This window comes from Lichenifustis flavocetrariae, assembly GCF_026130545.1.
Taxonomy (GTDB): domain Bacteria; phylum Pseudomonadota; class Alphaproteobacteria; order Rhizobiales; family Beijerinckiaceae; genus Lichenihabitans; species Lichenihabitans flavocetrariae.
In genome coordinates this window covers 134,595-157,159 of record NZ_JAMOIM010000007.1, presented here as the reverse complement: position 1 = coordinate 157,159, position 22,565 = coordinate 134,595, and the positions used below count along the sequence as shown (strand labels likewise).

Genomic DNA, 22,565 nt, shown 5'->3' with positions numbered 1-22,565 from the left:
GATAAGCGTGCGGCAGCGGATGTGCTCCGGATGACGCGGGCAGGACTTAGCGACCATTTAGCTTTGCATAGTCGGTGTAGCCATGCGCGCCGCCGCCGTAGGCGGTGTCGTAGGCAAATTCATTCAAATCCGCACCGATCCGTATGCGCTCCGGAAGGTCCGGGTTGGCGATGAAGAGCCGGCCGAACGCGATGGCGTCCGCGGAACCATCGGCGATCATCCGTGCCGCGACAGCCGGGCTAATCCCACCGTTGACGATGATCGATCCTTTGAAATGCGGCTTCACGTCTCGCAGGATCTGCGGCATGGCGGGCTTGCCGGTGGCGAAAGCGGCTGTGTCGGCAAGGTGAATATAGCCCAGCCCCTTCGCTTGGAGCATCGCGGCAGCATGGCTGTAGGTTGCCGGCGGATTATCGTCCAACGCGTGATTGTACGGCGCGTAGGGAGACAGACGGACACCGACCCGGTCCGGCGGAAACGCCGAGATCGCCGCATCCACGATATCGTGCAGGAAGCGCACCCGGTTCTCGACCGAACCGCCGTACCGATCGGTCCGCTGGTTTGTCGCGGACGACAGGAACTGATGCGGAAGGTACCCGTTCGCGGCGTGGATCTCGATGCCGTCGAATCCGGCGGCTTTCGCGTTCACGGCGGCCACGCGATATTCCTCGATCACGGCTTCGACTTCACCGGTCGAAAGCGCACGCGAAGGGGTTGCCTTGATGTTCACGTAATGGCCGTTGGCGAGCTGCGCCCAGACTTCGAGCGCATCGAGATCGTCGTTGACCCCGGAAGGCGAGACCGGCTCGCGTCCGTCGAGCAGACCTTTGGCGCTTACACGGCCACCGTGCCAGAGTTGAAGGAACATGTGACCACCGTTGCTATGGACGGCTTCCGCCACCGCGTGCCATCCCGCGACTTGGTCGGGCCGCCAGATGCCGGGCGCGTACTCGAAGGCACAAGACAGCGGGCCAACGTTCGTCGCCTCCGTGATGATCAACCCGGCCGAAGCCCGCTGAACGTAATATTCGACATTGAGCGCGCCGGGCACGCCAGCGGCGCCGGCGCGCGACCGCGTGAGCGGTGCCATGATCACGCGGTTGGGAAGATCGAGACCGCCGATCCGGACCGGATCATGCAAACTGAGCACCTGCGACATGGACGAACTCCTGGTCATTGCGAGTTGCCTGCCGTGGAACGGCCGGGTTGCTCCTGCGACGCCAACTCGATCTCCACCCGGTCGGAATAGAAGGCGAGATGGTCCTTGATGGCGGCGACCGCATCGAAGGGCGCCTCGTAGGACCAGACTGCGTTGGCGCCGCTCCCATCATTGGCCGGCAGGTCGAAGTAGGAGCAGTCTCCCTTGAACGGACAATAGGTCTGGTGCGCGCTCCGTGTCAGCCGCGCCATATCGACGTCCTTACGCGGGAGGTAATAGACCACCGGATACCGCGCCTCGCGCAAGGTCAGGGCATCGCCCGTATCCGCGAGGACCTGCCCGCGCCAGCTGATGCGAACGCGTTCGGGTGTGGGTTCGATGGTGATCGGATGATCGGGCCCCGGGACTTTGATGAGCTTGTTCATGAGTTGATCCTCCTTCTTGCAAGTATAGACCTGAACCACGAGCCGGAGCTACGTGCTGGCTCAGCCGGCCGACTTGCCGCCGTCGACGCCCAAGATATGTCCGGTGATGAACGACGCTTCCTCCGACGCGATGAACAGGATGGCGCGTGCCACCTCGTCGGGGTGGCCGATCCGCTTCTGCGGGTTGAGCGTGGCGAGATAGGCTTTGCCATCCTGCCCGCCGGCAAATCGGTCGAGCATGCCGGTGTCGATCGGTCCGGGCGCGACCGCGTTCACCCGCACGCCATAGGCGCCCGCTTCGAGCGCAACCGACTTCGTCAGGCCTTCGACCGCGTGCTTGCTCGCCACATAGATCGAAGCGCCGGCGCCGCCCTCGTGCCCGAAGGTCGACGAGATGTTGACGATGCTGCCGCTCCGCTGGCCCTGCATCACGCGCAGCTCGTGCTTCATGCTGAGTACCGTGCCCAGCACATTGGTGTCGAATGTTGCCGCGTAGCTCTCCGGGGTCTGCTCCGTCGCGGGGCCGGGCCGTCCTTCCGTGCCGGCCGAGTTGACCGCGATGTCGAGGCGTCCGAACCGGGCGACCGTTTGATCGACCAGGGCGCGAACGTCGTCCTCGTGACGGACATCGGCGCGGATGAACTCGGCCTCGGCCCCGGCGGCACGCAGTTCGGCGGCGAGTTCGGCGCCAGCCTGTTCGCGGCGGCCTGAGACGACGAGCCGGGCGCCTTTTTGGGCATAAGCGACGGCTGTGGCGCGGGCGATGCCGGTCAGGGCACCGGTGATGAGAACGACTGGATGGTTCATGAAATTTCTCCTCCGGGCCAGTTTGGCCATCGGAGATGATGTAGGCCGTGCCGATCGAGCCGGGTAAGACTTCCTTCGCCCGCTCCGATACTTTCGAGGCATCACTTTGGACCTTCGACACTTGCGTTATTTCATCGCCGTGGCCGAGGTCGGCAGCCTGCATGTGGCTGCGGAGAAGCGCCTGAACACGGCTCAGCCGTCGCTCAGCCGCCAGATGCGGGACCTTGAGGCCGAATTGGGGTGCAGCCTGATGACCCGCTCGTCCCGCGGAATCGAACTGACGACCGCCGGCCGCGTGTTCCTCGACCATGCGCGCGTCATCCTGGCCCAGGTCGATGCCGCGGGCGAAGCCGCGCGCCGCGCCGCGGCGCCGCCACGAGCAGAGTTTGTCCTGGGGTTCCTCACCGGCCACGAGTTCGATTGGCTGCCCGGCGTCATGACGATCCTGCGTGAGGAGATCCCGGAGGCGGAGGTCACCGTCCTGAGCCGTTCGTCCCCCGATCTCGCGGCCGGCCTGATGCGCGGCAAGATCGACCTCGCGCTTCTGCGGCCAGAGCCGAACACGCCAGGCGTCGTTTTCGAAACCCTTAACTCCGAACCGCTGGTGGTGCTGATGCCTGCGGACCATCGTCTCGCGATCCGACCCACGGTCCGCCCGCGTGACCTTGGCGCGGAACGGCGCATCGGCGTTCCGGCTGCCAGATCCCCCGTGCTGCGCGCCGTGACGGACGGTTATGCCAAGAAGGTCGGGGTCGACCTCGCGCCCGACTACGAGGTCGACAATCTCTCGATGGCGATCTCGCTTGTCGTGTCGACCGGCGGGATCGCACTGATGCCGCTGTACGCGCGCAATCTGCTTCCGCCGACAGTGGTCAGCCGCCCTCTGGAAGGGGAACCGCCCTTGATCGACGTCACGCTTGGATACAGGCGCGACACTCCACACCTTCAGCTTGCCGCGATTGTCGCGCGGGTCAAGCAACTCCGAGCTGGTGCGAGATGAGCAGAGAAGCCGTCACTGTCCGCCGGTCGCTGGTGAGATCGTCGATCCTGCCGGTACGAACATTTCACGGCACGGCATAGACGACGCGCCCATAGGGCTGGCGGATGATGTCGTCACCAGAACCAGATTCGAGACCGATTTAGCATTCCTGCCGGCGATCCCGATCGGCCTCTGGTCGCAGACATTGAATTGTTCCGCCGCCCGAGGGTTGGTGCATGGCTGTATTTTATGGTAAATAAATAAAATATTCCAAATATTTAGCTATATTTATCCGTTCGGTTGTTGGTGCTCGATCAGGCCATTTTGCTCAAAAGGTGGCGGAATTATCACATCATTCGAGCGAGGTTTGGGTTAGAATCGATCCGTTCTTTTAACTGGCTGCCATCATTTCATGCGCCCATTCGTTCACCGAATTCAGATGATGTTGCTTTCGGCGACGATGGCTCTTGGGCTCTTATATCTTTGCGCAAATCCCGCGCGAGCCCAATCTGCGCTTTGTCCCGCCACAATTGCTGGAGAGACCGGCTTCGCTCTTTCGAGCGGCACTTGCACGAACGGTTCGACAGGGGCGTTTTCGGGCGCCGCCTTGGCGACGCAGGCCCTGAGCAATCTTTCGCAGTCGGCGACGCAGGAAACGGTCCGGAACACGACCTCTGCCATTGCGACGCGACGCGAGCAAGAAGCGCAACGTTGTCCGGCCGGTCTTACACGGGTCGGCGATACTTGCGAGCGAGTGACACGGGTACCATCGACTCCTGTCGCGGCGCAGGCAGCGCCCCCGAAGGCCTCGCTCAGGCCTCTCAGGAGAGCAAATGTGCGCGATCGACGGATTGCGGCGCGCCGTTCCGCGCCGCCCGCCCCGCCGCAGGTCGCGCTCCCGGCGCCCGGGATCTACCCTGTGCCAATTTACGAGAGCCGGTACGGTGCCTGGGCTCAGGGCTTCGGCAACGTCGAGGACCGAAGCGCCGTCGGCCGCACGTCGATCAACTGCTGCACCGCGCTTCCAGGATTCGCCGCTGGTATCCCGATCGGACTGACGATCACTGAGAAGAGCCATGCTGATACCTATGGCTTCCTCGGCGGGATTGATTACACCGCTCGAAGCCTTGCCCGGCCCGGCGATGGCCTCATCCTTGGCGTGCTGGTCGGCTACACCGAATCCGATTTCCGCATCAAATCATCAACCACTTCGAGCCTTGTCGCGAACGTGGGCAATGGTGCGGGTACGGTTCTTGCCAATTTGTCCGGAGCATCGACCGGTGCTTACGCGACCTATTTCTCCGGGCCGTTCACGGCAGATCTCACCTTCAAGGCTGACATTTTCGATCTCAACGAGAGCTTTGCCGATCAGCTGGCCTTCACGGTCAACGTCGACAATGCCGGAAACCTCGTGGCGCCTGGGGTCAACGCCTTCTCGGGCACGGGCTCCGGCGGCCTCACCAATCTTTCGACCTTCGGAAATCTCAGCTACCGCCTCGACGCCTTCGGGCCGATATGGATCGAACCTACTGTCGGGTTCCAGTATACGGCGTCGCTCTTCGATGGCCGCGCCAAGCGTGAACTGGGCCTCGACAATGGCGACCTGCTGATGGTGCAGGGCGGTGCCCGGGTTGGCACGGACACGATCCTCGCCAACCAGAGTCGGCTGAGCACCTCTTTGACCGGCTTGGTCTTCAGCGACGTCATCGTCGACGGCGGGTTCATTCAGGGCGGCTTCTTCGGCACCAACCTCTTGGCGAAGTCCGACGAGGGCAAGGTGCGAGGTCGCGGGATCCTGGCCGTCAATTACGACGTCGGCAACGGCGTCAACCTGTTCGCACAGGGCGACGTTTATGGCGGCGACCGGCTATTCGGTGCCGGCGGCAAGGGCGGCCTTCGGGTCCAGTGGTAACCCGCTACTCGGGCGCCCTGTCCTCCGGGTGCGCGAGGCGGGACGATCGGCAGGGGCACGTCACCGCGATTCGACCGGCTTGTCGTTTCGCTGCCGGGCAATGACGCCCCTCACGATCACTTGGTCTTGAAATAAAAATCCTCCTCGCCGGGCGTCGATCCATAGACGAAAGGCTGCTGCCGGTTGCCGGTTGCCGTGAGGACGTCCGAGGTCACCAGCCGGAACACCTTGTTGATCTCGACCCGCGGCGTCGTCATCCGACTGATCAGGGCTTCGGCGAAGGGACTGTGCCCCGATGAATTTCCATCGGCCGCCTGTTCGCCATCCTTGGCCGCATAGACAACCATTTCGTTCGCGACCCGGGGTTCATAGGGTGCGAGACCGCGCGCTACGGCACGCGAAGCGATCTCGCGTTTCATCATGCCTTGGAACGGGTTCTCTCGGCACGCATCGAGGATCACCATGCGGAGTTTGCGCGCATTGTGGATGCGGTCGAGCACGTAACGCAGGGAGACGCTCTCATCATCCGCATCGCGGTCGGATTGCAGGCGCGCGTCCGTGGGGATGAGATAATTCTGGCCTGAGATTTCGATCCCGTGGCCCGCGTAATAAACCATCGCCCAGTCCGCATCGTCGGCAATCTCCTGGAAGGCGCGAAGGGCCTTCTTCATCTGGCTCAGAGTGGCATTCTCCACCAGTGAAACGGAATTGAAGCCGGCGTCGCGGAGGCTCTGGGCGACCGCCTCGGCGTCTTTCTGCGGGTTCGGCAGCAGCGGAACGGATTGATAGGTCGAATTGCCGATCACCAGGGCCACTCGCCGCCCCTGGTCGGGCAGGGGAGCCGGCGCGTTTGCCGCCGCGATCTGCGCTTCCAGTTGCTTGGCGCGTTTTTCCGCCTGGCTGATGCGCTCTTCCGCTTCCGCCTCTTGGGCCTTGACGGTCGCCTCCAGAGCCTTGGCCCGCGCTTCCGCCTTCATGGCGCCCGTCTGTGCGGCGGCCTGCTGGAGTTCAGCCTCGCGCAGCTTGGCTTCCGCGTCACGCGCCTTGGCTTCGGCGTCGCGTGCCTTGGCCTCCGCCAGCACCGCGCCTTGCTCGGACTTGGTCCGTCCCGCCGCCTCGGCCGCCGCCGCCTGCGCTTCGACCGCCTTCTCGTTCTCGATGCGGGCCAACTCCTGGGTGATGTTCGCAAGGCCATCGCGGGCGAGCGCCTGTGCGGGCTTCGCCTTTTCGGCATCGGCGTCGGACGGCAGCTTCAGGGCCTTCTCGAATTCGGCGCGGGCCGCGGCGAAATCCTGCTTCTTCTCATAGACGAGACCGCGGCCCGTATAGGCGGCGACATAATCCGAAACCGCGCGTGTCGCCGCATTATAGGCGTCGAGCGCATGATCGAGCTCGCCCTTGTAGCGGAGTGTGTCGCCGAGCAGCGTCAGCGCGACGGGCGACTTGGGATTGAGGGCTGTCGCTTTCTCGAGATCGCTCATCGAGCGGTCGTAGTCACCCTTCAGCTGCCAGATCTCACCCCGGTCCGCATAGGCAAGGTCGCTCTTCGGATTGCGCAGAATGGCTTCGGCGAGATCGGCCTGTGCCTTCTCGTAGTCCCGCTTGTCCCGGTAGACGAGGGAGCGGTTGATGTAGACGCTGTCCTGATCGGGCGCGAGGCGGATCGCCTCGGTATGGTCGGCGAGCGCCCCCGTGAGGTCGCCCTTCAAGCGCTTGGCTTCGCCGCGGATGCTGAGCGTGGCGGCGTTTTTGGGATCCAGGCTCCGCGCCTTGTCGAGATCGCGGATGGCCGAGTCGAAGGCGGCGCTGTCCATGAAGACGGTCGCGCGGCCGAGATATCCCTTGGGATCCTGCGGCGCCGAGCGGATCACCGCGCTGTAATCCGCCAGGGCCTTGTCGGTTTGCCGCATGTGGAGGAACGCATAGGCGCGATTCTGATGGGCGTTGACGAGGGTCGGATCGGCCGCCAGCGCCTTGTTGAAATCCTGCACCGCGCGCTCGAACTCGCCCATCGTGTTCAGCGACTGACCCCTGAGATCGTAGAATTCCGGCGCATTCTTGCTCAGCTTGAGGCCCTGACCGAAATCCGACAGCGCGCCTTCCAGGTTGCCGGAGACGAGACGCGTGATGCCGCGGTTCTTGTAGGCCGCCACGAAATCGGGGCGCCGGTTGATCGCGGCGTCGTAATCGGACGCCGCGCTCGTCATATCCCCCATTCGCGCATGGGCATTGCCACGATTGAGGTAGACATCGGGCGCGCTCGACGCATCGATCCCTCCGTCGAGGAGCGCCGTACAAGCCCGGATGGCTTCGACCGGCGGCGTGGTGGCGGCGTCGCAGAGATGATGATCGTCCGCCCGCGCCGGGACAAGCAAGGCGCCGAGCCAGACCGCCACGCCGGCCCGTAAAGCCTGCTTTCGAATGCTCGTGCCAGTAAAGACGTCGTATAACACGTGAATTCCCGCGAATAGGACGCTCATACGTATTTGCGTCTAGCCAATGCCAGTAGGTTCAAAGAGCCCCACATCAGCACGCTCTGCGTCTACACGCAATGCGGAGGCGATCCGGGCGCCGGTCCTGTGTGACAAAGGTCCGGAATCCGGCCTCATCGCTCAGCGGATTTTGATGAGAGGATGCCGAAGGGAAAGGGAAACCCTGCACGGACGCAGTATCATGGCGCAAACGGCACAAGCACTCTATAGCGGTTCGCACCACATTTTAGGGCATGAGCGGCGACATTCCCGCCTGGCTCTAGCGGCTTTGGAGATGGAAGGAGTACGATTGGAAAATCTTTTATTCTTGCCCAAATGAGCCAATGTCCGGCGATCCAAAGCGCAACTCCGTCGTTCCTGACTTTCTCCTGGGCGCACTCTTCACGTTTGTTTTGCTGGCTTCTGCGCTCGCTTTCGCCTCACATAAGACCCAGGAGCAGAAGCAGGAGGATCGGAGCCGCTACGGGCAAGTAGTCGGTCAGGCGCGCAAAGCGGGATTGACGAAGCAGGAATGCGATGGCGATCAAGATCATCGTTCCACAGCCGGGATAGGCTCGTTTGACGCGCTGACTGATTGGCTGCTCGATGTGAAGCTGAGCGACTTGCTCCTTGTCGCCTTCACTGCTGTTTTGGCTTGGAAGACCGCTGGGCTCGACAAATCCACGCGAGATTTGTGGGAAGCGAGTCGGTTGCAGCGGAAAGACAATCTTAGCATCGCTGCTGGGCAGTCCCGAGATATGCGAAGCTCGATAGAAGCTGCTCGGGACGCGGCTTTTGCTGCAAAACGATCTGCAGACGCTGTAGTCGCAGTAGAAACTCCAAAGCTTGTTCTGAGCAGCATTCGCATCCACGCGATCTATGACAAGACTGGAACAAGCAGTATCCGTTTGGGGTTGCAAAACCCAACGGCTATTTGTGAAATCCGAAATTATGGAAGATCTCCAGCTTTCCTCGCTCAATCCTCTTGTGACATCTTCTTGGGAGGCAAGCTCCCAGACGAGCCAGATTATCAGAACGTCCTTACCCTACCGTTCAATGCAGTTGTTGATGGTGGCGAAACGCATGAACTGGACGCCGCAAGGTACGCGACGCTTGGCCTCTCTAATGACGAGGTGGCTGGCATTATGGAAGACAAAATTACCCCTCTGGGTATACGGCATAGTTACATACCGTAACTTCTTGGGACAACTGCACGTCGCACGCTTCTGTAAGCGCTTTGCGCCCTCCCCGCATATGGACAACGTCTATAGCTGGTGGGATGGAGACGCACCCAAAGCTTACACTGAGAGTAGCTAGCGCTCCAGCGAGCGCACGAGCCCACATCGGTTTAACTCGGACCTTCCTTGCATGAACGACGTGGTGGGCTAAACGTCGTCAACGGAGGGCGGAAAGTGCGGCTGAGAGACTACCAGCGGGGATCGGTCTTCAGGCTGGTCATCGCGGCCGTGGCTTTTGTGTTTGCCTTTTCTCTGCTTCAGTAGCAACCAACACCCCCCAATAGCAAAGCCGAGGCCGTCCAGGTAAGTACCAAGAGTCACAAGCCAGAAGCCTTCTGGGAGACAACGAGGAACGACCCTACGGCGTTCTTCACCTTGTGTCTGGTCTTGGTAGGTGGCGTTTTGGCCGGCATCTTCGTGGGGCAGCTTGCCCCGAGGCTAGAGGAGCCGTTCGACTCGGTAGCCCGCCCTTTCGCAAAGCGCGGCCAGTCCGTCCTGGCCAGGAAGGTGCAGAGCGCCCACGGCGATGAAGGCACCCCCCTTGCTAAGGATGGGAAGCAGGCGATCGCGCATCCTGAGGTTCCTCACGCGAATCGTGCGATCCACGAAAGCGAGCGGAATGGCGGCCGCGGCCTTTCCGGGAAAGGGGTCGAGGGCGCTCGTCCAGGCCAGCAGCAAGCCTGTTCGACCCTGCTGATAAAGAAGGATCGAGGATTCAATGATGTTCTGGGCTTCCCGAGACTGGGTCAGCACGGCTTTCAGGAGGGTCGCCTGGGTCTCGGGTGACAGCCCATCCGCGACCGTGAATTGCTCGAGGGCCGATTCGAGACCGATCGTCTTCAACCCTTTGGCTTTCGCCCTCCCCAGCACTTGTTCGTCGACAAAGGGTGGATCGCCGGCCTTGTGGACCGCGCAGGTGGGAAGATCGAGCATCAGGGCCAAAGCCGAAGGTTTGGCGGTTTCCACCACTGTTTCGGGAAGGCCCCGCAATGCCGTCAGAGCTTTGAGCCGAGCGAAATCGACCCCGCCCAAGAGATGTTTCGACTTCTCCTGGGGCGTCGCCGTGAGGGCGGTCGACAGCCCCGTTCCATCCGGGCCGCCGCCCACGAGACTCCGCCCGTCGAGATCGAGGGTTTCGAGCACCACGGCCTTCGAGGCGTCCAGCCCCTCTTTTGCCTGCGCGGGCAGGGACGCGAGCCGCGGATCGGCGACGTGCAGGGTTCCGAACAGAAAGGAGGGTGAGATGCCGTCCCGGCTCACGCGAAACAGCGTGCCCGTGTTGAACGGCATCGCCTGAGCGGCCGTGGCGATCTCGGCATAGGCATCCGGGTTGCGCTCCATGATGGCGCGCAGAACGTCGTGCCCATGACAGGCGGCGCGGGTGGAACTGGTCAAGCCGGCACAACAGCAGAGAGCGAGCGCCAATGATGCCAATGTGGATCGCAGATGGCGCCGATCGCGGGGAGCCCTGATGTGGATCACCTTCATGACGCTGGACGGGCCTTCCTGGTCGCGACGCATGCCGTCGTTTCGTTCGCACATCTTGCAACGCTCTTGCGAGGTGTCGGTCTGTCGCGACGCGTCATGTGATCACCGCGGCCCGGATGGTCGCCCCGAGAAGTTGCAGGTCGGACGCCCGGGGAGACCGCTTCCGCCAGACCAAAGCGATGCGACGCTCGACCCCGGGCCTGATGGCTCGACTGGTCACACGCGTGCCGTGCAGGATACCGGCCGCAACGGCCATCTGCGGAACGAAAGTCACGCCGAGGCCCGCATCGACCATCTGCACCAAGGTCTGCAGTGTCGATGCGATCAGCGGCGACTCGGACGAGGCATTGGAAAGATTGCAAGCGGCGAGCGCCTGATCGCGTAGGCAGTGACCCTCATCGAGCAAGAGCAGCCGCGACGGATCGGCGGTCAGCTCCGAGACCTCGCCGAGGGCCGCGCCCTCGCGCGGCCGTGCCGCAACCAGGAGCTGGTCGGCCATGATCTCGCAGATCGCCACGTCGCCGCACTCGGCCGGCAGGGCGAGAAGCACACAATCGACGGTGTTCCTCTGCAGCGCCTCGCAGGCGCCGCTCGTCAGCATTTCTCGGACGAACAGCCGAAGGCGCGGCCATCGCGCGCCCACGGCCGTGACGATGCGGGGTAGCAGGAACGGCGCGATGGTGGGAATGGCGGCCATCCGCAGCGTGCCCACCAGGGCTTCGCGCTCGCTCTGCAGGCCCTCGCACAGGTCTTCCACCGAGCGGATCACGTCGCGCGCATGGGCCGCGACCACCAACCCGACGGCCGTGAAGCGCAGGCTGCGCTTGGAGCGCTCGACGAGCTGCGTCTCCAGGATCAATTCCAGCTCGGCAAGCGCCGAAGACAGGGTCGATTGCGTCACCGCGCAAGCAGCCGCCGCACGCCCGAAATGCTGATGCTCCTGCAACGCGAGAAGATAGGTCAGCTGCCGGAGAGTGAGCCGCTGGATAATCGATTTGCTCAATGAGAGAATTCGCTAAAATCCATTTGAACGATTTATCGCGCGGGCTTATCCCATTGTCGAGCGGAAGCGCGACGACCCTGATCTGTCGGGTGCGCAAGACGCTGGTTTTTCGCTGGCGCGGCCGGCACCCGAAGGCGTTTTCGCCAACGCGCCGGCGCGCTGCATCAAAGAACGGGATCTGCACATGGACGCCAAGGTCGATGACACGGTGGGGGGATGCCCGGTCGCGCATGGCGGCGGCGGTGGAGGCGGCTCCGGGGGCGGCGGCGGTCGTCGTCATGGCGGCAATGGCTCGTGGTGGCCGGAACGGCTCCGGCTTGAGAGTCTGAACCAGCATTCGCCCCGCTCCAATCCGTTTGGCGGGGACTTCGATTACGCTGCGGAATTCAAGACGCTCGATCTCGACGCCGTCATCGCGGATCTGCGTCAGGTGATGATCGACTCGCAGGATTGGTGGCCGGCGGATTTCGGTCACTACGGCGGCCTGTTCATCCGCATGGCCTGGCACAGCGCGGGCACCTACCGCATCACCGACGGACGCGGCGGCGCAGGCGGCGGGCAGCAGCGGTTCGCACCGCTGAACAGCTGGCCCGACAACGCCAACCTCGACAAGGCACGGCGCCTGATCTGGCCGATCAAGCAGAAGTACGGCCGCAAGCTCTCCTGGGCCGACCTCTTCGTGCTGACCGGCAACGTCGCCCTGGAATCCATGGGCTTCAAGACCTTCGGGTTCGGCGGCGGCCGGGCGGACACGTGGGAGCCGGAAGAGCTGTTCTGGGGCCCCGAAGGCACGTGGCTGGGCGACGAGCGCTACAGCGGCGAGCGCCAGCTGCACCCTGGGCTCGGGGCTGTCCAGATGGGCCTCATCTACGTCAATCCGGAAGGGCCGAACGGTAAGCCCGACCCGCTGGGCTCCGCCCACGATATCCGCGAGACCTTCGCCCGCATGGCGATGAATGACGAAGAGACCGTCGCGTTGATCGCCGGCGGGCACACGTTCGGAAAGACCCATGGGGCAGGGGATCCTTCCTTCGTGGGCGTCGAGCCGGAAGGCGGAGTGATCGAAGACCAGGGGCTCGGCTGGCGGAGCACGCATGGCACAGGCCATGGCGCCGACGCCATCACGGCCGGCCTCGAGGTCACCTGGAGCCAGACGCCCGTCCAGTGGTCGAACCATTACTTCGACAACCTCTTCAAGCACGAGTGGGAGTTGAGCAAGAGCCCCGGCGGCGCTTGGCAGTGGGAGGCCAAGAACGCTCCGGCGGACATTCCCGACGCGCATGATCCAGCAAAGAAGCGCAAGCCGACCATGCTGACGTCGGATATCGCGTTGAGGGCGGACCCGATCTACGAGAAGATCTCCCGGCGCTTTTACGAGAACCCGGATCAATTCGCCGACGCGTTCGCCCGCGCCTGGTTCAAGCTCACCCATCGCGACATGGGACCGATCGGCCGGTATCTCGGACCGCTCGTGCCGAAGGAAACCCTCATCTGGCAGGACCCGATTCCCGCGCTCGACCATCCCGTGGCCGACGATGCGGATATCGCCGCCTTGAAGGAAAAGGTCCTCGCCTCCGGTCTCACCGTGCCGCAGCTGGTCTCGACCGCCTGGGCGTCGGCTTCGACCTTTCGCGGATCCGACAAGCGGGGCGGTGCCAACGGTGCGCGCGTGCGCCTCGCGCCGCAAAAGGATTGGGAGATCAACAACCCGCCTGAGTTGGCCAAGGTGCTGCAGGTGCTGGAGCAGATCCAAGCGACGTTCAATGCTTCGGCTGCCGGCGGCAAGAAGATCTCCATGGCCGACCTCATCGTGCTGGCCGGCAGCGCGGCGGTCGAGAAGGCCGCGCAGGACGCGGGGGTCGAGGTGAAGGTCCCCTTCACGCCAGGCCGGATGGACGCGTCGCAGGACCTCACCGACGTGCCGTCGTTCGAAGCCCTCCGTCCGCTCGCCGACGGCTTCCGCAACTACTACCACGAGGCTCACTTCATGGCCCCGGAAGAGGCCTTGGTGGATAAGGCTCAGCTCATGCGCCTCAGCGCGCCGGAGATGACGGTGCTGGTCGGCGGTCTTCGCGTCCTGGGCGCCAATGTGAACAACGTGAAGGAAGGCGTGTTCACCCAGACCCCGGGCAAGCTCACGAACGACTTTTTCGTGAACCTCCTGAGCATGGACACCGAGTGGGCGAACAGCGGGTCCAAGAACCTGTTTCAGGGCACGGATCGCCGCACCCAGCAGCCGAACTGGACCGCCACGCGGGTGGATCTGATCTTCGGGTCGCATTCGGAACTCCGCGCCCTGGCCGAGGTCTACGCCTTTGCGGACGCCAAGGTGAAGTTCGTGCAGGATTTCGTCGCCGCGTGGAACAAGGTGATGAACGCCGACCGGCTCGACATCGGCAAGCCGGCCGACATCTTCAGCCAGAAGCTCTCAGCTTGAGCTGACGGAGCGGGTTTTTGAGGAGCCCGCTCCCGTTGATCCTTAGGACCCCGAGGACAATGATCGGCGTGAGCGTTACGTCGCGTGCCGATCATGCGAAAGCTTTCTACGCCGGCTCTCTCGCCGCAGTGTGCAGACCGGGATCGTAAGTGACTCCCGTGGGCGAAACGGTCTGGCCGAAGAGAGCCAACCCATTCTCTTCACACTGCATCTGCCTGCATCTGAGATTTGCCGGGGCGATCCTGGACACACATGATAGTGGCGAACTGTCTGGCCTTCTATGCCAGTGGCGCGGAGGGATTGTTTGCCACGCTCGATGTCCGTGACACCGCGACGCCCGATGTCACGCGGTCCTGCGCGAGTTGCTTTCGCGTGATGTAGAGCTCGACGCCGGCGCGCGTCAGCAGGGACGCCAAGCCGACCAGGATCGCGACGAGTTGCACCCGTCGCTCGTCCTTCTGCACCTCGGCGTCCCTGGCGCTCAGAAGCGCCTTCTCGCCTTCGGTGATCTGACCGATTTCATGCCGGATGGCATCCATGGTCGCCCGCTCGGTGCTGGCGCGCTCCGTCGCGAGGGCCGCCTTGAAACCCGCTTTGTCACGAACATCGATCGCGGCCTGCAATTCGCCGAGCTTCGTTTGCATCAGCGTCGACAAAGCGGCGAAATGGGCCGTCTGTTGCGAATTGTCGGCGAGTTGCTCTTTGAGGGTGGCGCTCATCCACCCAAGGCGCTCGCGGGCATGCCCGTAAGGCTCGAGGTCTCGACGTTCGCCACTTAGCAGGTAACCCCGCTGCCCGGTCTCGGCATCGTCGAGACCGATGAGGACGTCCTTCGCCATTTCGATGACCTCGTGCGTGTGCACAACGAGATCGCGATGATCGCTCAACAACCGGTGCGTCCAGGTGGTGAGCACCACACCCGTGACGAGCACGATGCTGATCGGCACCAACCGCAGCAGGTTCGTCGCGGAGAGATAGTCTCGCACAAAGCTTCGAATGGACATGGCGAGCCGATCCGCGTCGATATCACAAGGTTTGGATCGAACGGGATGCGAGCGAAAGCGTTCCCGGAGCGGCGGCTTGCGGGCGCAACCCCGATTGATCGTTCCAAAGGCCGAGTGTCAGGCGCACCAGTCTCCGTCAATTTGGATTGTGTATGGCCTTTCATCGGTAGCCACGAAACCTGTCCTTACGTGGCCTTGTTCAGTGCATCAAAGATTTCGCCGGACAAGAGCAGAGCCACCTCACTGGCCGGCATGGGCTTTTGACATTCGGAAAGCGGGTTGAACCAGAAGTTCGAGCCGGCCAGCATCGGCAACATGTTCTTGGCGACCGCGCCGAAGCAGGTTTCGGGTTCCTTGACATAGGCCGAGATCCGCTTCTTCGATGTGAAGGCCGGATGCCAGCGGAGCCCCTGGAACTCGACGGTCGCGACGTGAAGAGGCTCCAGATATTTGAGAGAGCGGCGTCGGCCCGGTTCCATCTTGGCCTCGGGGGTCAGGATATAAATTTCGGATTCAAGAAGCGTCCGGTAAAAATCGGCGATTTTGGTCGTGTCCCGCACGGCCTGCTGCATGGCCCGTTCGAGGTCGTTTTCCGGGGTAAACATGGGGTTGGTTCCAAGCACTGGAGGGCCGATCGCGATTGGTCAGGAATGAAGGTCGTCTTTGGTCGCGGCTTTGCCGAGCCCGAGAGCGCGATAGACCGTGTTGCGGGAAATACCGAGACGACGGGCCGTCTCGCTCACGTTGTCGCCCGTCTCGCTGTAAGTGGCGGCGATTCTGGCGCGTTGGAAGTCGTGCAACGTGCCCGCGACCCTCTGTCGGCACGGCATGGTCGAGATGGCTTCGATCGCGTCCTCGTCGATCATGTCATCGCCGAGGTCGAGCGTCAGCCGCGAGAGCACGTTGCGCAGTTCCCGGATGTTGCCGGGCCAGTCGAAAGCCGCCAGCCGCGCGACGGCCCGATCACTGAGTTGTCTGTTGGGATCGATCAGAGCCAGCAGGTGCCGGGCCACCGCCCCGAAATCGGCGCGATCCCGCAGGGGCGGCAGCGTAACTTCCAAGGTATTGAGCCGGAACAGGAGATCGGATCGGAACCGTCCGCGCGCGATCGATTCGTCGAGATTGGCGTTTGTGGCTGAAACCAGAAGGATGTCGATGACCCGCTTCGTGCCGCCTATGGGGCGCACGGTCCAGTCGTCGAGGAAGCGCAGCAGGACGGCTTGCAGGGTGACCGGCATGTCGCCGATCTCGTCGAGGAACAATGTGCCGCCGTCGGCTTCGCGGAAGAGGCCGGCCGAACCGCCTTTGCGGGCGCCTGTGAAAGAGCCGTCGGCATAGCCGAACAATTCGGCTTCGATCAGCGTCTCGGGCAGTGCCGCGCAATTGACGGGGACGAAGGCGCCCGGACGGCGGCTGGCCGCATGGGCATATCGGGCCAGTTGTTCCTTTCCGGTGCCGGTCTCGCCCCGGATCAGGATCGGCATCTTGCGCAGGGCTGCGAGTTCCGCCTGATGCACCAAGGCCGCGACGCCACGGTCGGCGGAGACGAACCCGGTTGGTGCGGCGCGCTTCAGATCGGGCGCGTTCGTGGCCACCCGGAGCTTGCCGGCCGCCTGCGCCATGGCAACCGGACGCGAGTGGCCGATTGTCGCGACGAAGCTACTGCCCACTTCGTCTTGCAAGCGCTGGCGCTCCTGGCGGCGACCATCGTCAAGAAAATCATCGAATCGGGTTCGGAAAATGTCGCTGAAATTGCGTCCGGGCATGGCCGGCAGGCCGAGCAGCAGCATGTTGGCCGCCCGGTTCACGGCGAGCACGCGTCCGGCAGGGTCGACGGCCAAGAGGCCGGCGCTCAAAGTGTGCAGGTATTCACCGCGATTGTGGAATGCGATGATCACGTCGGCGCGATGCTGTTCGCGAAAGAGGCCGTTTTCGATCTGCGTGGCCGCCATCGCGACCAGCGCCTGGGTATGGGTCTGGCGCGACAGGCAATCCGACGAGGCGTCGAGGACGCCAGCAAGCTTGCCGTCTGGCCCGAAGACAGGAGACGCCGTGCAGGTCAGCGATCTGTAGCGGGAAAAGAAATGTTCCCCGCCTTCGACCGTGATGGGTCGCTTTAGAAAAGCCGCTGTGCCAAGTCCGTTCGTGCCGCAGAGATCTTCGGTCCAGACGCAGCCGGGCCGGATGGCCGCGGCATCCGCCGTGTCGTCGAAGCTCTGGTCCGACACGATGTCGAGGAGCGTGCCGCCCGGGGTCGCGAAGGCGATCATATAGTTCGAACCGGCGATCTGCTGATGCAGCGTGTGCATTTCCGCCAAGGCCAGCCCGCGGATGAGCGCATGCCGTTGCTGTTCCTGGCGCAGCGTGCTCGCGCTAACCCTGTGAATCGGCGGCGGGCGCTGGGTGTTCAGGCCGAGCGCAATGCAGCGCATCCAACTGTCATAGATGTCGGGCGCGAGAAGGCCGGCCGGAACCGTGCCTCGCCGTTCGAGAATGAGATGCGCGGATTCCATCCGCTCAGGCGCGGAGTCGGCCATTGATCCTCCCAAGGCCGACGTTTGACGTCGGCTCGATGCCTGTGATTGGCCCAGTGCGACAATCCGGCACATAGGAGCAGACCTTATCGCTCTAAGGCAGAATGGCAAGCAATTCGATTCTTTATTCTGAATTGATCATAGGCGGAACAATCGTACCAAAGCCGCTGTTCAGTGACGGATCATGTTTATTCCATGTCAAATGTAAAATAAATATATAGATCAAAGACTTAATGAAATGGCACAGCGCTTGCGACCGAATAATCAATGCGCACCGAACAGAGAAGCGCTAAAAAATAGAATGGGACGGAACGATGAAAGCGGCAGTGCTCCACACGTTCGATGAATCATTGACATCCGACGAGTTCGTTCGCTACGAAAATGTGCCTGATCCCAAGATCAGCCGGCCGACGGATGTCATCGTCCGGATTGGCGGCGCTGGCGTCTGCCGGACCGATCTGCACATTGTCGAGGGCATTTGGCGCTCGAAGGTCGACGTCAAGCTGCCCTATATTATGGGGCACGAGAATGCGGGCTGGATCGAAGCCGTCGGCCCCGCGGTCGAGGGTTTCAGGGTCGGTGAACCCGTCATCTGCCATCCGCTGGTGACGAGCGGCCACTGTCTGGCCTGCCGACGGGGCGACGACATGCACGCGACCGACAGCTCGTTTCCCGGCATCAATGCCAACGGCGGCTATGCCGAATACCTGCTGACCGGCACGCGGGCCCTGATCAAGCTTCCGAAAACCCTCGCGCCCAAGGATGTGGCGCCGTATACTGATGCCGGCCTCACGGCGTATCGGGCCGCCAAAAAGGCCTCGCGCCATTTGCTGCCCGGACAATTTGCCGTGGTGCTCGGCGCGGGCGGCCTCGGTCATATCGGCATTCAGGTGCTGGCCGCGCTTTGTGCGGCCGAGATCATCGTGGTCGATCGGTCGGAACAATCGCTGGAACTCGCCAAGACCTGTGGGGCCCATCATCTCGTCAAGGCGGATGGGCACGAAGTCGAGGCCGTGCTGGCCAAGACCAACGGGCGCGGTGCCGAGGCGGTGATCGACTTCGTGGGCGAAGGGGATGCCGTGGCGCGCGGCCTGGCCATGACGGGCAACGGCGGCTTTTACTATGTGGTTGGCTATGGCGGAAAGATCGACATTCCGACCATCGACATGATCACGACGGAAAAGACCATCGTGGGCAACCTCGTCGGCACCTATGCGGAGCTCGTTGAACTCATGGCGCTGGCCGACCGCGGTCTCGTCAATTTGCATACTCGCGAATATAGCCTGCGGGACGCTAACGACGCGCTGCATGACCTGCATGCCGGACGCATTCACGGACGCGCCGTGCTGATCCCCTGACACTTTACGCGAACCGAGCCGGGAGGCGAGGACGATGCCGATCACCACTGCCAGCGCCAAGGGGCCGCAGATCACCGCAGACGACGCGGACACGCTCATGAGCGCGCACGATCGGATGCTGGCCCGCCATAAGCTGATCGAAGACATGATCCGCAACAACGAGTTGCAGTTGAAGAACGAGAGCGCCCGTGGCGGCGCTGAAATCGAACGCGCCTCCGCTCTGCGAACGGCGGCGACCGACTTGGTGGCCCAGGCCGAAGTTGAAAAGCTCGATCTTCGTCTCAACGCGCTCGCCAGCGAGCATCTTCGGCTGGTGAGCGAGCGGGAATGGCTCAACGCCTCGCTGCTCGAGTTCGAACAAGACCCTTTGGCCAACAGGCATGACGAGGCAGGCCACGCATGATGACGTATCAGCCATCGAACGCGGCCAAGCCCGCCGCGGCCGCGCCAGTCGAACCTCAGCCACTGAGCGAGGAGGACCAGTCGAAGGATGCGTTCTTCGTGCAGCTCGGCGAACTGGCCGAGGCGATGATCGCCCGACACGGCAAGGACTTCGCCATGGGGACGCTGCTGCTTTCAGCGCGATTTATCGCTGAAAACAGGCCGCTGATCCGGCGCAGCAAGGCGCCCGGACCCTAGGTCTATATTCTGGCGGCTTGAGACACTTCATTCCCGACTAAAGTACATTATTGAGATCGATTTCCATTCACCTTGTTGTTCGCTTGTACGGCAACCTTGCTCTAATTTTTGGTGCAAGATGTGCCGAAGTACTTGAAATCAGCTTAAGGAGAGATGTATGTCAGCTTTGACACTGAACAAGATTACCGCGCAGAAGGGCATCACGATTGCGGAAGCCGCCAGTCGTGTCGCGGATCTTGGGTGGACGCCCAGCTACGTTCAGGAGGCCATGACCTTCCCGACCGACTACAAGATTTCGAAGACTCCACGCGACCCGATGAAACAGGTCTTGCGGTCCTACTTCCCGATGCAGGAAGAAAAGGACAACCGGGTCTACGGCGCACTCGATGCGGCGTTGCGCGGCGACATGTTCCGCAATGTGGAACCGCGCTGGGTCGAATGGATGAAGCTGTTTTTGGCCATCATCCCGTTCCCGGAGATCTCGGCGGCGCGCTCGATGGCCATGGTGGCGCGCCTGGCGCCCGGCGAGGAACTCCGTACCGGCATGACCATGCAGATGGTCGACGAGTTCAGGCACTCGACGATCCAGATGAACCTCAAGAAGTGGTATATGGAAAACTACATCGATCCCGCGGGGTTCGATATTACCGAAGCTGCCTTTGGGCGTTGCTATGCCACGACCATCGGCCGCCAGTTCGCCGAAGGCTTCTTGACCGGCGACGCAATCACGGCCGCCAACGTCTACCTGACGGTCGTGGCTGAAACAGCCTTCACCAACACGCTGTTCGTCGCCATGCCGTCCGAAGCCGCCCGCAACGGCGACTACGCGCTGCCAACGGTGTTCCTCTCGGTGCAATCCGACGAGTCGCGTCACATCGGCAATGGTCACTCCATGCTGATGGCGATGATCAACGATCCGTCGAACCACCAGCTCCTCGAACGCGATCTGAAATATGCCTTCTGGCAGAATCACGCGATCGTCGATGCCGCCATCGGAACCTTCATCGAATACGGCACGACCAATCGCGACAAGAACAAGGAATCCTATGCGGAGCTCTGGCATCGCTGGATCTACGAGGATTACTACCGCACCTACATGCTGCCGCTCGAGAAATACGGCATCAAGATCCACCACGACGATGTCGCGGCAGCCTGGGACCGGATCGTCAAGAAGAACTACGTTCACAAGACCGCGCAATTCTTCTCGGTCGGCTGGTCGCTGAACTTCTGGCGTATCGAGGCCCAGACCGAAAAGGACTTCGAATGGTTCGAGCACAAATATCCGGGCTGGTATTCGGAATTCGGTGACTATTGGAAGTGGTACGCCAAGCTTTCGAAGCCGGGCGAAACCAACATCGTGTTCAATGCCGACGTGGGCTACGTCTATCCGCACCGCTGCTGGAGCTGCATGGTGCCTTGCCTGATCCGCGAGGAATTCTGTTGCGACGAAGTCGACGGCAAGATGTACACCTACTGTTCGGAGCAATGCCGCTGGACCCATAAGGTCGCGTTCGCGGCGGAGTACGAGGGTCGGGCCACGCCTGCGATGGGCCGCTTCAGCGGACGCCGCGAGTGGGAGGAATGCTACCACGGCTGGGATATCGCCGACGCCATCAAGGACCTCGGCTTCGTCCGTCCCGATGGCAAGACCCTGACGCCGCAGCCGCATCTGCGCTTCGAGGAGAAGGACATGTGGACGCTTGACGACGTGCGCGGGCACGTTCTCGGGAGCCCGTTGCGCAGCTTCCGGGCGCTCAGCCCGGCGGAACGCGACGTCGCGGTGGCCGAATACCGCAAGGGATTCACCATCAATCCCTGCAACTGAGTCGCACATTTCAGTGGGGGACGCGGAAGCGCCCCTCACCCTGTCGAGACAAAATTTCAGCCTCAACGTCTTCATCCTAAGCCGGGTGCGTAGCGCCCGGGTCGAAGCAGGCACCAGCATTGTGCATGTTTCGAGACACGGCCCGCTGCCGCTTCTCTGGAGGAAGATCAAAGTGGCATTCCCCTTTGGAAAGTATCCGCGATGTCCGAAGCCGCGATCCGCAAGATGCCCGCTCCCGCGGTCCATATGGTCAGGTTCGAGCCGGTCGGCCTTGAAATGGAAGTCGAGGAGGGTGAAACCGTTCTCGACGCTGCCTTTCGTCAGGGTATCTCTCTGCCGCATGGTTGCAAGGAAGGCCAATGCGGCAGTTGTAAAGCCAAGATCTCCGAAGGCGATTTCGAGCTTTTGAAATATTCGACCTTCGCGCTGCCTGATTACGAGAGCGAGGACGGTGCTGTCCTGCTGTGCCGCACCCATGTCTTCGGCGACATTACGGTCGACCTCTTGAATTTCGATGCGGAATTGCTTGGCCGGGCTATCGTGGTGAAGTCATACACCGGGCACCTCACGCGCATCGAGCCGCTGACGCATGACATCCGTCTTCTCGAAATGGAGATCGACGCGCCCCTCAAGTTCTGGGCCGGCCAATATGTCGATCTGACGATTGCGGGTCGGGGCATCGTGCGGGCCTATTCGATGGCGAGCCCGCCGGGCGACGCCACACGGCTTCGCTTCATCATCAAGAAATACCCTGACGGCGCCTTTTCGGCACTGCTGGACGGGGAGTTGAAGGTCGGCGACGCGCTGCTGGTCAAAGGGCCCTACGGCACTTGCTTCCGTCGCGAGAGGCGCACGGGCGCCATGCTCCTGATCGGCGGTGGCTCCGGCATGTCGCCATTGTGGTCGATCTTGCAGGATCATCTCGCGAGCGGCGAACAGCGTCCCATCCGTTTTTTCTACGGTGCCCGGACGGAAGCCGACCTGTTCTACCGCGAGGAACTCGCCGCCATTGCGGCGAAGCTCCCGAACTTCACGTTCATCCCCGCCCTGTCGCATTCGCAACAAGGCGATGGATGGACGGGCGAGACCGGTTTCGTGCACGAGGTCGTGCTGCGTCACCTGCAGACCGAAAAATTCAGCGGCGAAGTCGACGCCTATACGTGCGGGCCGACGCCGATGATCGATGCAACGATCCCGATCCTGCTGCGCAACGGGGTCGAGCCGGAGCACGTCTATTTCGACAAGTTCACACCAGCGCTCCGCTAGAGAGCGCACGGCTAGAACAC

18 protein-coding genes are annotated in these 22,565 nt (G+C 62.4%); 9 read left to right on the top strand and 9 right to left on the bottom strand.

The window, feature by feature from the left end:
- Window positions 1-46: 46 nt before the first annotated feature.
- The 3 genes from M8523_RS12715 to M8523_RS12705 are packed head-to-tail and all read right to left on the bottom strand — an operon-like array spanning window position 47 to window position 2,391.
- Window positions 47-1,159, bottom strand: a complete 1,113-nt coding sequence (locus M8523_RS12715; RefSeq protein ID WP_282585242.1) for an alkene reductase — start codon at window positions 1,157-1,159, stop codon at window positions 47-49.
- 14 nt (window positions 1,160-1,173) lie between these two features.
- Window positions 1,174-1,584 carry a DUF427 domain-containing protein gene (locus tag M8523_RS12710; protein ID WP_282585241.1) on the bottom strand — a complete coding sequence of 137 codons (411 nt, stop codon included), beginning with the start codon at window positions 1,582-1,584 and terminating at the stop codon, window positions 1,174-1,176.
- Window positions 1,585-1,644: 60 nt separating this feature from the next.
- Window positions 1,645-2,391 (bottom strand): SDR family NAD(P)-dependent oxidoreductase, encoded by a 747-nt coding sequence (locus tag M8523_RS12705; protein ID WP_282585240.1) that lies wholly within the window; start codon window positions 2,389-2,391, stop codon window positions 1,645-1,647.
- A gap of 121 nt (window positions 2,392-2,512) precedes the next feature.
- Between M8523_RS12705 and M8523_RS12700 the strand changes: the two genes are divergently transcribed.
- Together M8523_RS12700 and M8523_RS12695 are read left to right on the top strand one after the other, a co-directional pair.
- On the top strand, window positions 2,513-3,391 hold the full coding sequence (locus M8523_RS12700; RefSeq protein ID WP_282585239.1) for a LysR family transcriptional regulator: 879 nt from the start codon (window positions 2,513-2,515) through the stop codon (window positions 3,389-3,391).
- 814 nt (window positions 3,392-4,205) lie between these two features.
- Window positions 4,206-5,282: an autotransporter outer membrane beta-barrel domain-containing protein gene (locus M8523_RS12695; protein ID WP_282585238.1), complete on the top strand. Its 1,077-nt coding sequence runs from the start codon at window positions 4,206-4,208 to the stop codon at window positions 5,280-5,282.
- A 116-nt stretch (window positions 5,283-5,398) separates the two neighbouring features.
- On the opposite strand, the gene M8523_RS12690 is transcribed toward M8523_RS12695, so the two are convergent.
- The gene (locus tag M8523_RS12690) at window positions 5,399-7,762 is read right to left on the bottom strand and encodes a tetratricopeptide repeat protein (protein WP_282585237.1); all 2,364 of its coding nucleotides are present in this window, start codon (window positions 7,760-7,762) and stop codon (window positions 5,399-5,401) included.
- 335 nt (window positions 7,763-8,097) lie between these two features.
- Here M8523_RS12690 and M8523_RS12685 point away from each other — a divergent pair, with 335 nt between their 5' ends.
- Window positions 8,098-8,949, top strand: a complete 852-nt coding sequence (locus M8523_RS12685; RefSeq protein ID WP_282585236.1) for a hypothetical protein — start codon at window positions 8,098-8,100, stop codon at window positions 8,947-8,949.
- 480 nt (window positions 8,950-9,429) lie between these two features.
- On the opposite strand, the gene M8523_RS12680 is transcribed toward M8523_RS12685, so the two are convergent.
- Both M8523_RS12680 and M8523_RS12675 read right to left on the bottom strand, forming a co-directional pair.
- Window positions 9,430-10,512 carry a TraB/GumN family protein gene (locus tag M8523_RS12680; RefSeq protein ID WP_282585235.1) on the bottom strand — a complete coding sequence of 361 codons (1,083 nt, stop codon included), beginning with the start codon at window positions 10,510-10,512 and terminating at the stop codon, window positions 9,430-9,432.
- 61 nt (window positions 10,513-10,573) lie between these two features.
- Window positions 10,574-11,482 carry a hydrogen peroxide-inducible genes activator gene (locus tag M8523_RS12675; protein ID WP_282585234.1) on the bottom strand — a complete coding sequence of 303 codons (909 nt, stop codon included), beginning with the start codon at window positions 11,480-11,482 and terminating at the stop codon, window positions 10,574-10,576.
- Window positions 11,483-11,666: 184 nt separating this feature from the next.
- Here M8523_RS12675 and katG point away from each other — a divergent pair, with 184 nt between their 5' ends.
- On the top strand, window positions 11,667-13,919 hold the full coding sequence (gene katG / locus M8523_RS12670; RefSeq protein WP_282585233.1) for a catalase/peroxidase HPI: 2,253 nt from the start codon (window positions 11,667-11,669) through the stop codon (window positions 13,917-13,919).
- Between the two features lie 278 nt (window positions 13,920-14,197).
- On the opposite strand, the gene M8523_RS12665 is transcribed toward katG, so the two are convergent.
- From M8523_RS12665 to M8523_RS12655, 3 genes are all read right to left on the bottom strand, one after another.
- Entirely contained in the window at window positions 14,198-14,923 is a 726-nt protein-coding gene (locus M8523_RS12665; RefSeq protein ID WP_282585232.1) for a CHASE3 domain-containing protein, read from the bottom strand.
- A gap of 185 nt (window positions 14,924-15,108) precedes the next feature.
- A complete protein-coding gene (locus M8523_RS12660) occupies window positions 15,109-15,528 on the bottom strand; it encodes an SseB family protein (RefSeq protein WP_282585231.1) in 420 nt (139 codons plus the stop codon).
- 39 nt (window positions 15,529-15,567) lie between these two features.
- The gene (locus M8523_RS12655) at window positions 15,568-17,460 is read right to left on the bottom strand and encodes a sigma-54-dependent Fis family transcriptional regulator (protein WP_282585230.1); all 1,893 of its coding nucleotides are present in this window, start codon (window positions 17,458-17,460) and stop codon (window positions 15,568-15,570) included.
- A 311-nt stretch (window positions 17,461-17,771) separates the two neighbouring features.
- On the opposite strand from M8523_RS12655, the gene M8523_RS12650 reads away from it, so the two are divergent.
- The 5 genes from M8523_RS12650 (at window position 17,772) to M8523_RS12630 (ending at window position 22,545) form a co-directional block, all read left to right on the top strand.
- Window positions 17,772-18,815 carry an NAD(P)-dependent alcohol dehydrogenase gene (locus M8523_RS12650; protein ID WP_282585229.1) on the top strand — a complete coding sequence of 348 codons (1,044 nt, stop codon included), beginning with the start codon at window positions 17,772-17,774 and terminating at the stop codon, window positions 18,813-18,815.
- 34 nt (window positions 18,816-18,849) lie between these two features.
- Entirely contained in the window at window positions 18,850-19,218 is a 369-nt protein-coding gene (locus tag M8523_RS12645; protein WP_282585228.1) for a hypothetical protein, read from the top strand.
- The gene (locus M8523_RS12640) at window positions 19,215-19,454 is read left to right on the top strand and encodes a hypothetical protein (RefSeq protein WP_282585227.1); all 240 of its coding nucleotides are present in this window, start codon (window positions 19,215-19,217) and stop codon (window positions 19,452-19,454) included. The genes M8523_RS12645 and M8523_RS12640 overlap by 4 nt, the downstream gene beginning before the upstream one ends.
- Window positions 19,455-19,611: 157 nt before the next feature.
- Window positions 19,612-21,279, top strand: a complete 1,668-nt coding sequence (locus tag M8523_RS12635; RefSeq protein ID WP_282585226.1) for an aromatic/alkene/methane monooxygenase hydroxylase/oxygenase subunit alpha — start codon at window positions 19,612-19,614, stop codon at window positions 21,277-21,279.
- Window positions 21,280-21,504: 225 nt separating this feature from the next.
- The gene (locus tag M8523_RS12630; RefSeq protein ID WP_282585355.1) at window positions 21,505-22,545 is read left to right on the top strand and encodes an NADH:ubiquinone reductase (Na(+)-transporting) subunit F; all 1,041 of its coding nucleotides are present in this window, start codon (window positions 21,505-21,507) and stop codon (window positions 22,543-22,545) included.
- Window positions 22,546-22,565: the final 20 nt, after the last annotated feature.

What these genes read in the sequence shown, in the direction of transcription:
- M8523_RS12630 (WP_282585355.1), top strand. Translation starts at nt 21,505, where the DNA reads ATGCCCGCTCCCGCGGTCCATATGGTCAGGTTCGAGCCGGTCGGCCTT.
- M8523_RS12650 (WP_282585229.1), top strand. Translation starts at nt 17,772, where the DNA reads ATGAAAGCGGCAGTGCTCCACACGTTCGATGAATCATTGACATCCGAC.
- katG (WP_282585233.1), top strand. Translation starts at nt 11,667, where the DNA reads ATGGACGCCAAGGTCGATGACACGGTGGGGGGATGCCCGGTCGCGCAT.
- M8523_RS12715 (WP_282585242.1), bottom strand. Translation starts at nt 1,159, where the DNA reads ATGTCGCAGGTGCTCAGTTTGCATGATCCGGTCCGGATCGGCGGTCTC.
- M8523_RS12685 (WP_282585236.1), top strand. Translation starts at nt 8,098, where the DNA reads ATGTCCGGCGATCCAAAGCGCAACTCCGTCGTTCCTGACTTTCTCCTG.
- M8523_RS12690 (WP_282585237.1), bottom strand. Translation starts at nt 7,762, where the DNA reads ATGAGCGTCCTATTCGCGGGAATTCACGTGTTATACGACGTCTTTACT.
- M8523_RS12660 (WP_282585231.1), bottom strand. Translation starts at nt 15,528, where the DNA reads ATGTTTACCCCGGAAAACGACCTCGAACGGGCCATGCAGCAGGCCGTG.
- M8523_RS12635 (WP_282585226.1), top strand. Translation starts at nt 19,612, where the DNA reads ATGTCAGCTTTGACACTGAACAAGATTACCGCGCAGAAGGGCATCACG.
- M8523_RS12645 (WP_282585228.1), top strand. Translation starts at nt 18,850, where the DNA reads ATGCCGATCACCACTGCCAGCGCCAAGGGGCCGCAGATCACCGCAGAC.
- M8523_RS12655 (WP_282585230.1), bottom strand. Translation starts at nt 17,460, where the DNA reads ATGGCCGACTCCGCGCCTGAGCGGATGGAATCCGCGCATCTCATTCTC.
- M8523_RS12710 (WP_282585241.1), bottom strand. Translation starts at nt 1,584, where the DNA reads ATGAACAAGCTCATCAAAGTCCCGGGGCCCGATCATCCGATCACCATC.
- M8523_RS12680 (WP_282585235.1), bottom strand. Translation starts at nt 10,512, where the DNA reads ATGCGTCGCGACCAGGAAGGCCCGTCCAGCGTCATGAAGGTGATCCAC.
- M8523_RS12665 (WP_282585232.1), bottom strand. Translation starts at nt 14,923, where the DNA reads ATGTCCATTCGAAGCTTTGTGCGAGACTATCTCTCCGCGACGAACCTG.
- M8523_RS12640 (WP_282585227.1), top strand. Translation starts at nt 19,215, where the DNA reads ATGATGACGTATCAGCCATCGAACGCGGCCAAGCCCGCCGCGGCCGCG.
- M8523_RS12705 (WP_282585240.1), bottom strand. Translation starts at nt 2,391, where the DNA reads ATGAACCATCCAGTCGTTCTCATCACCGGTGCCCTGACCGGCATCGCC.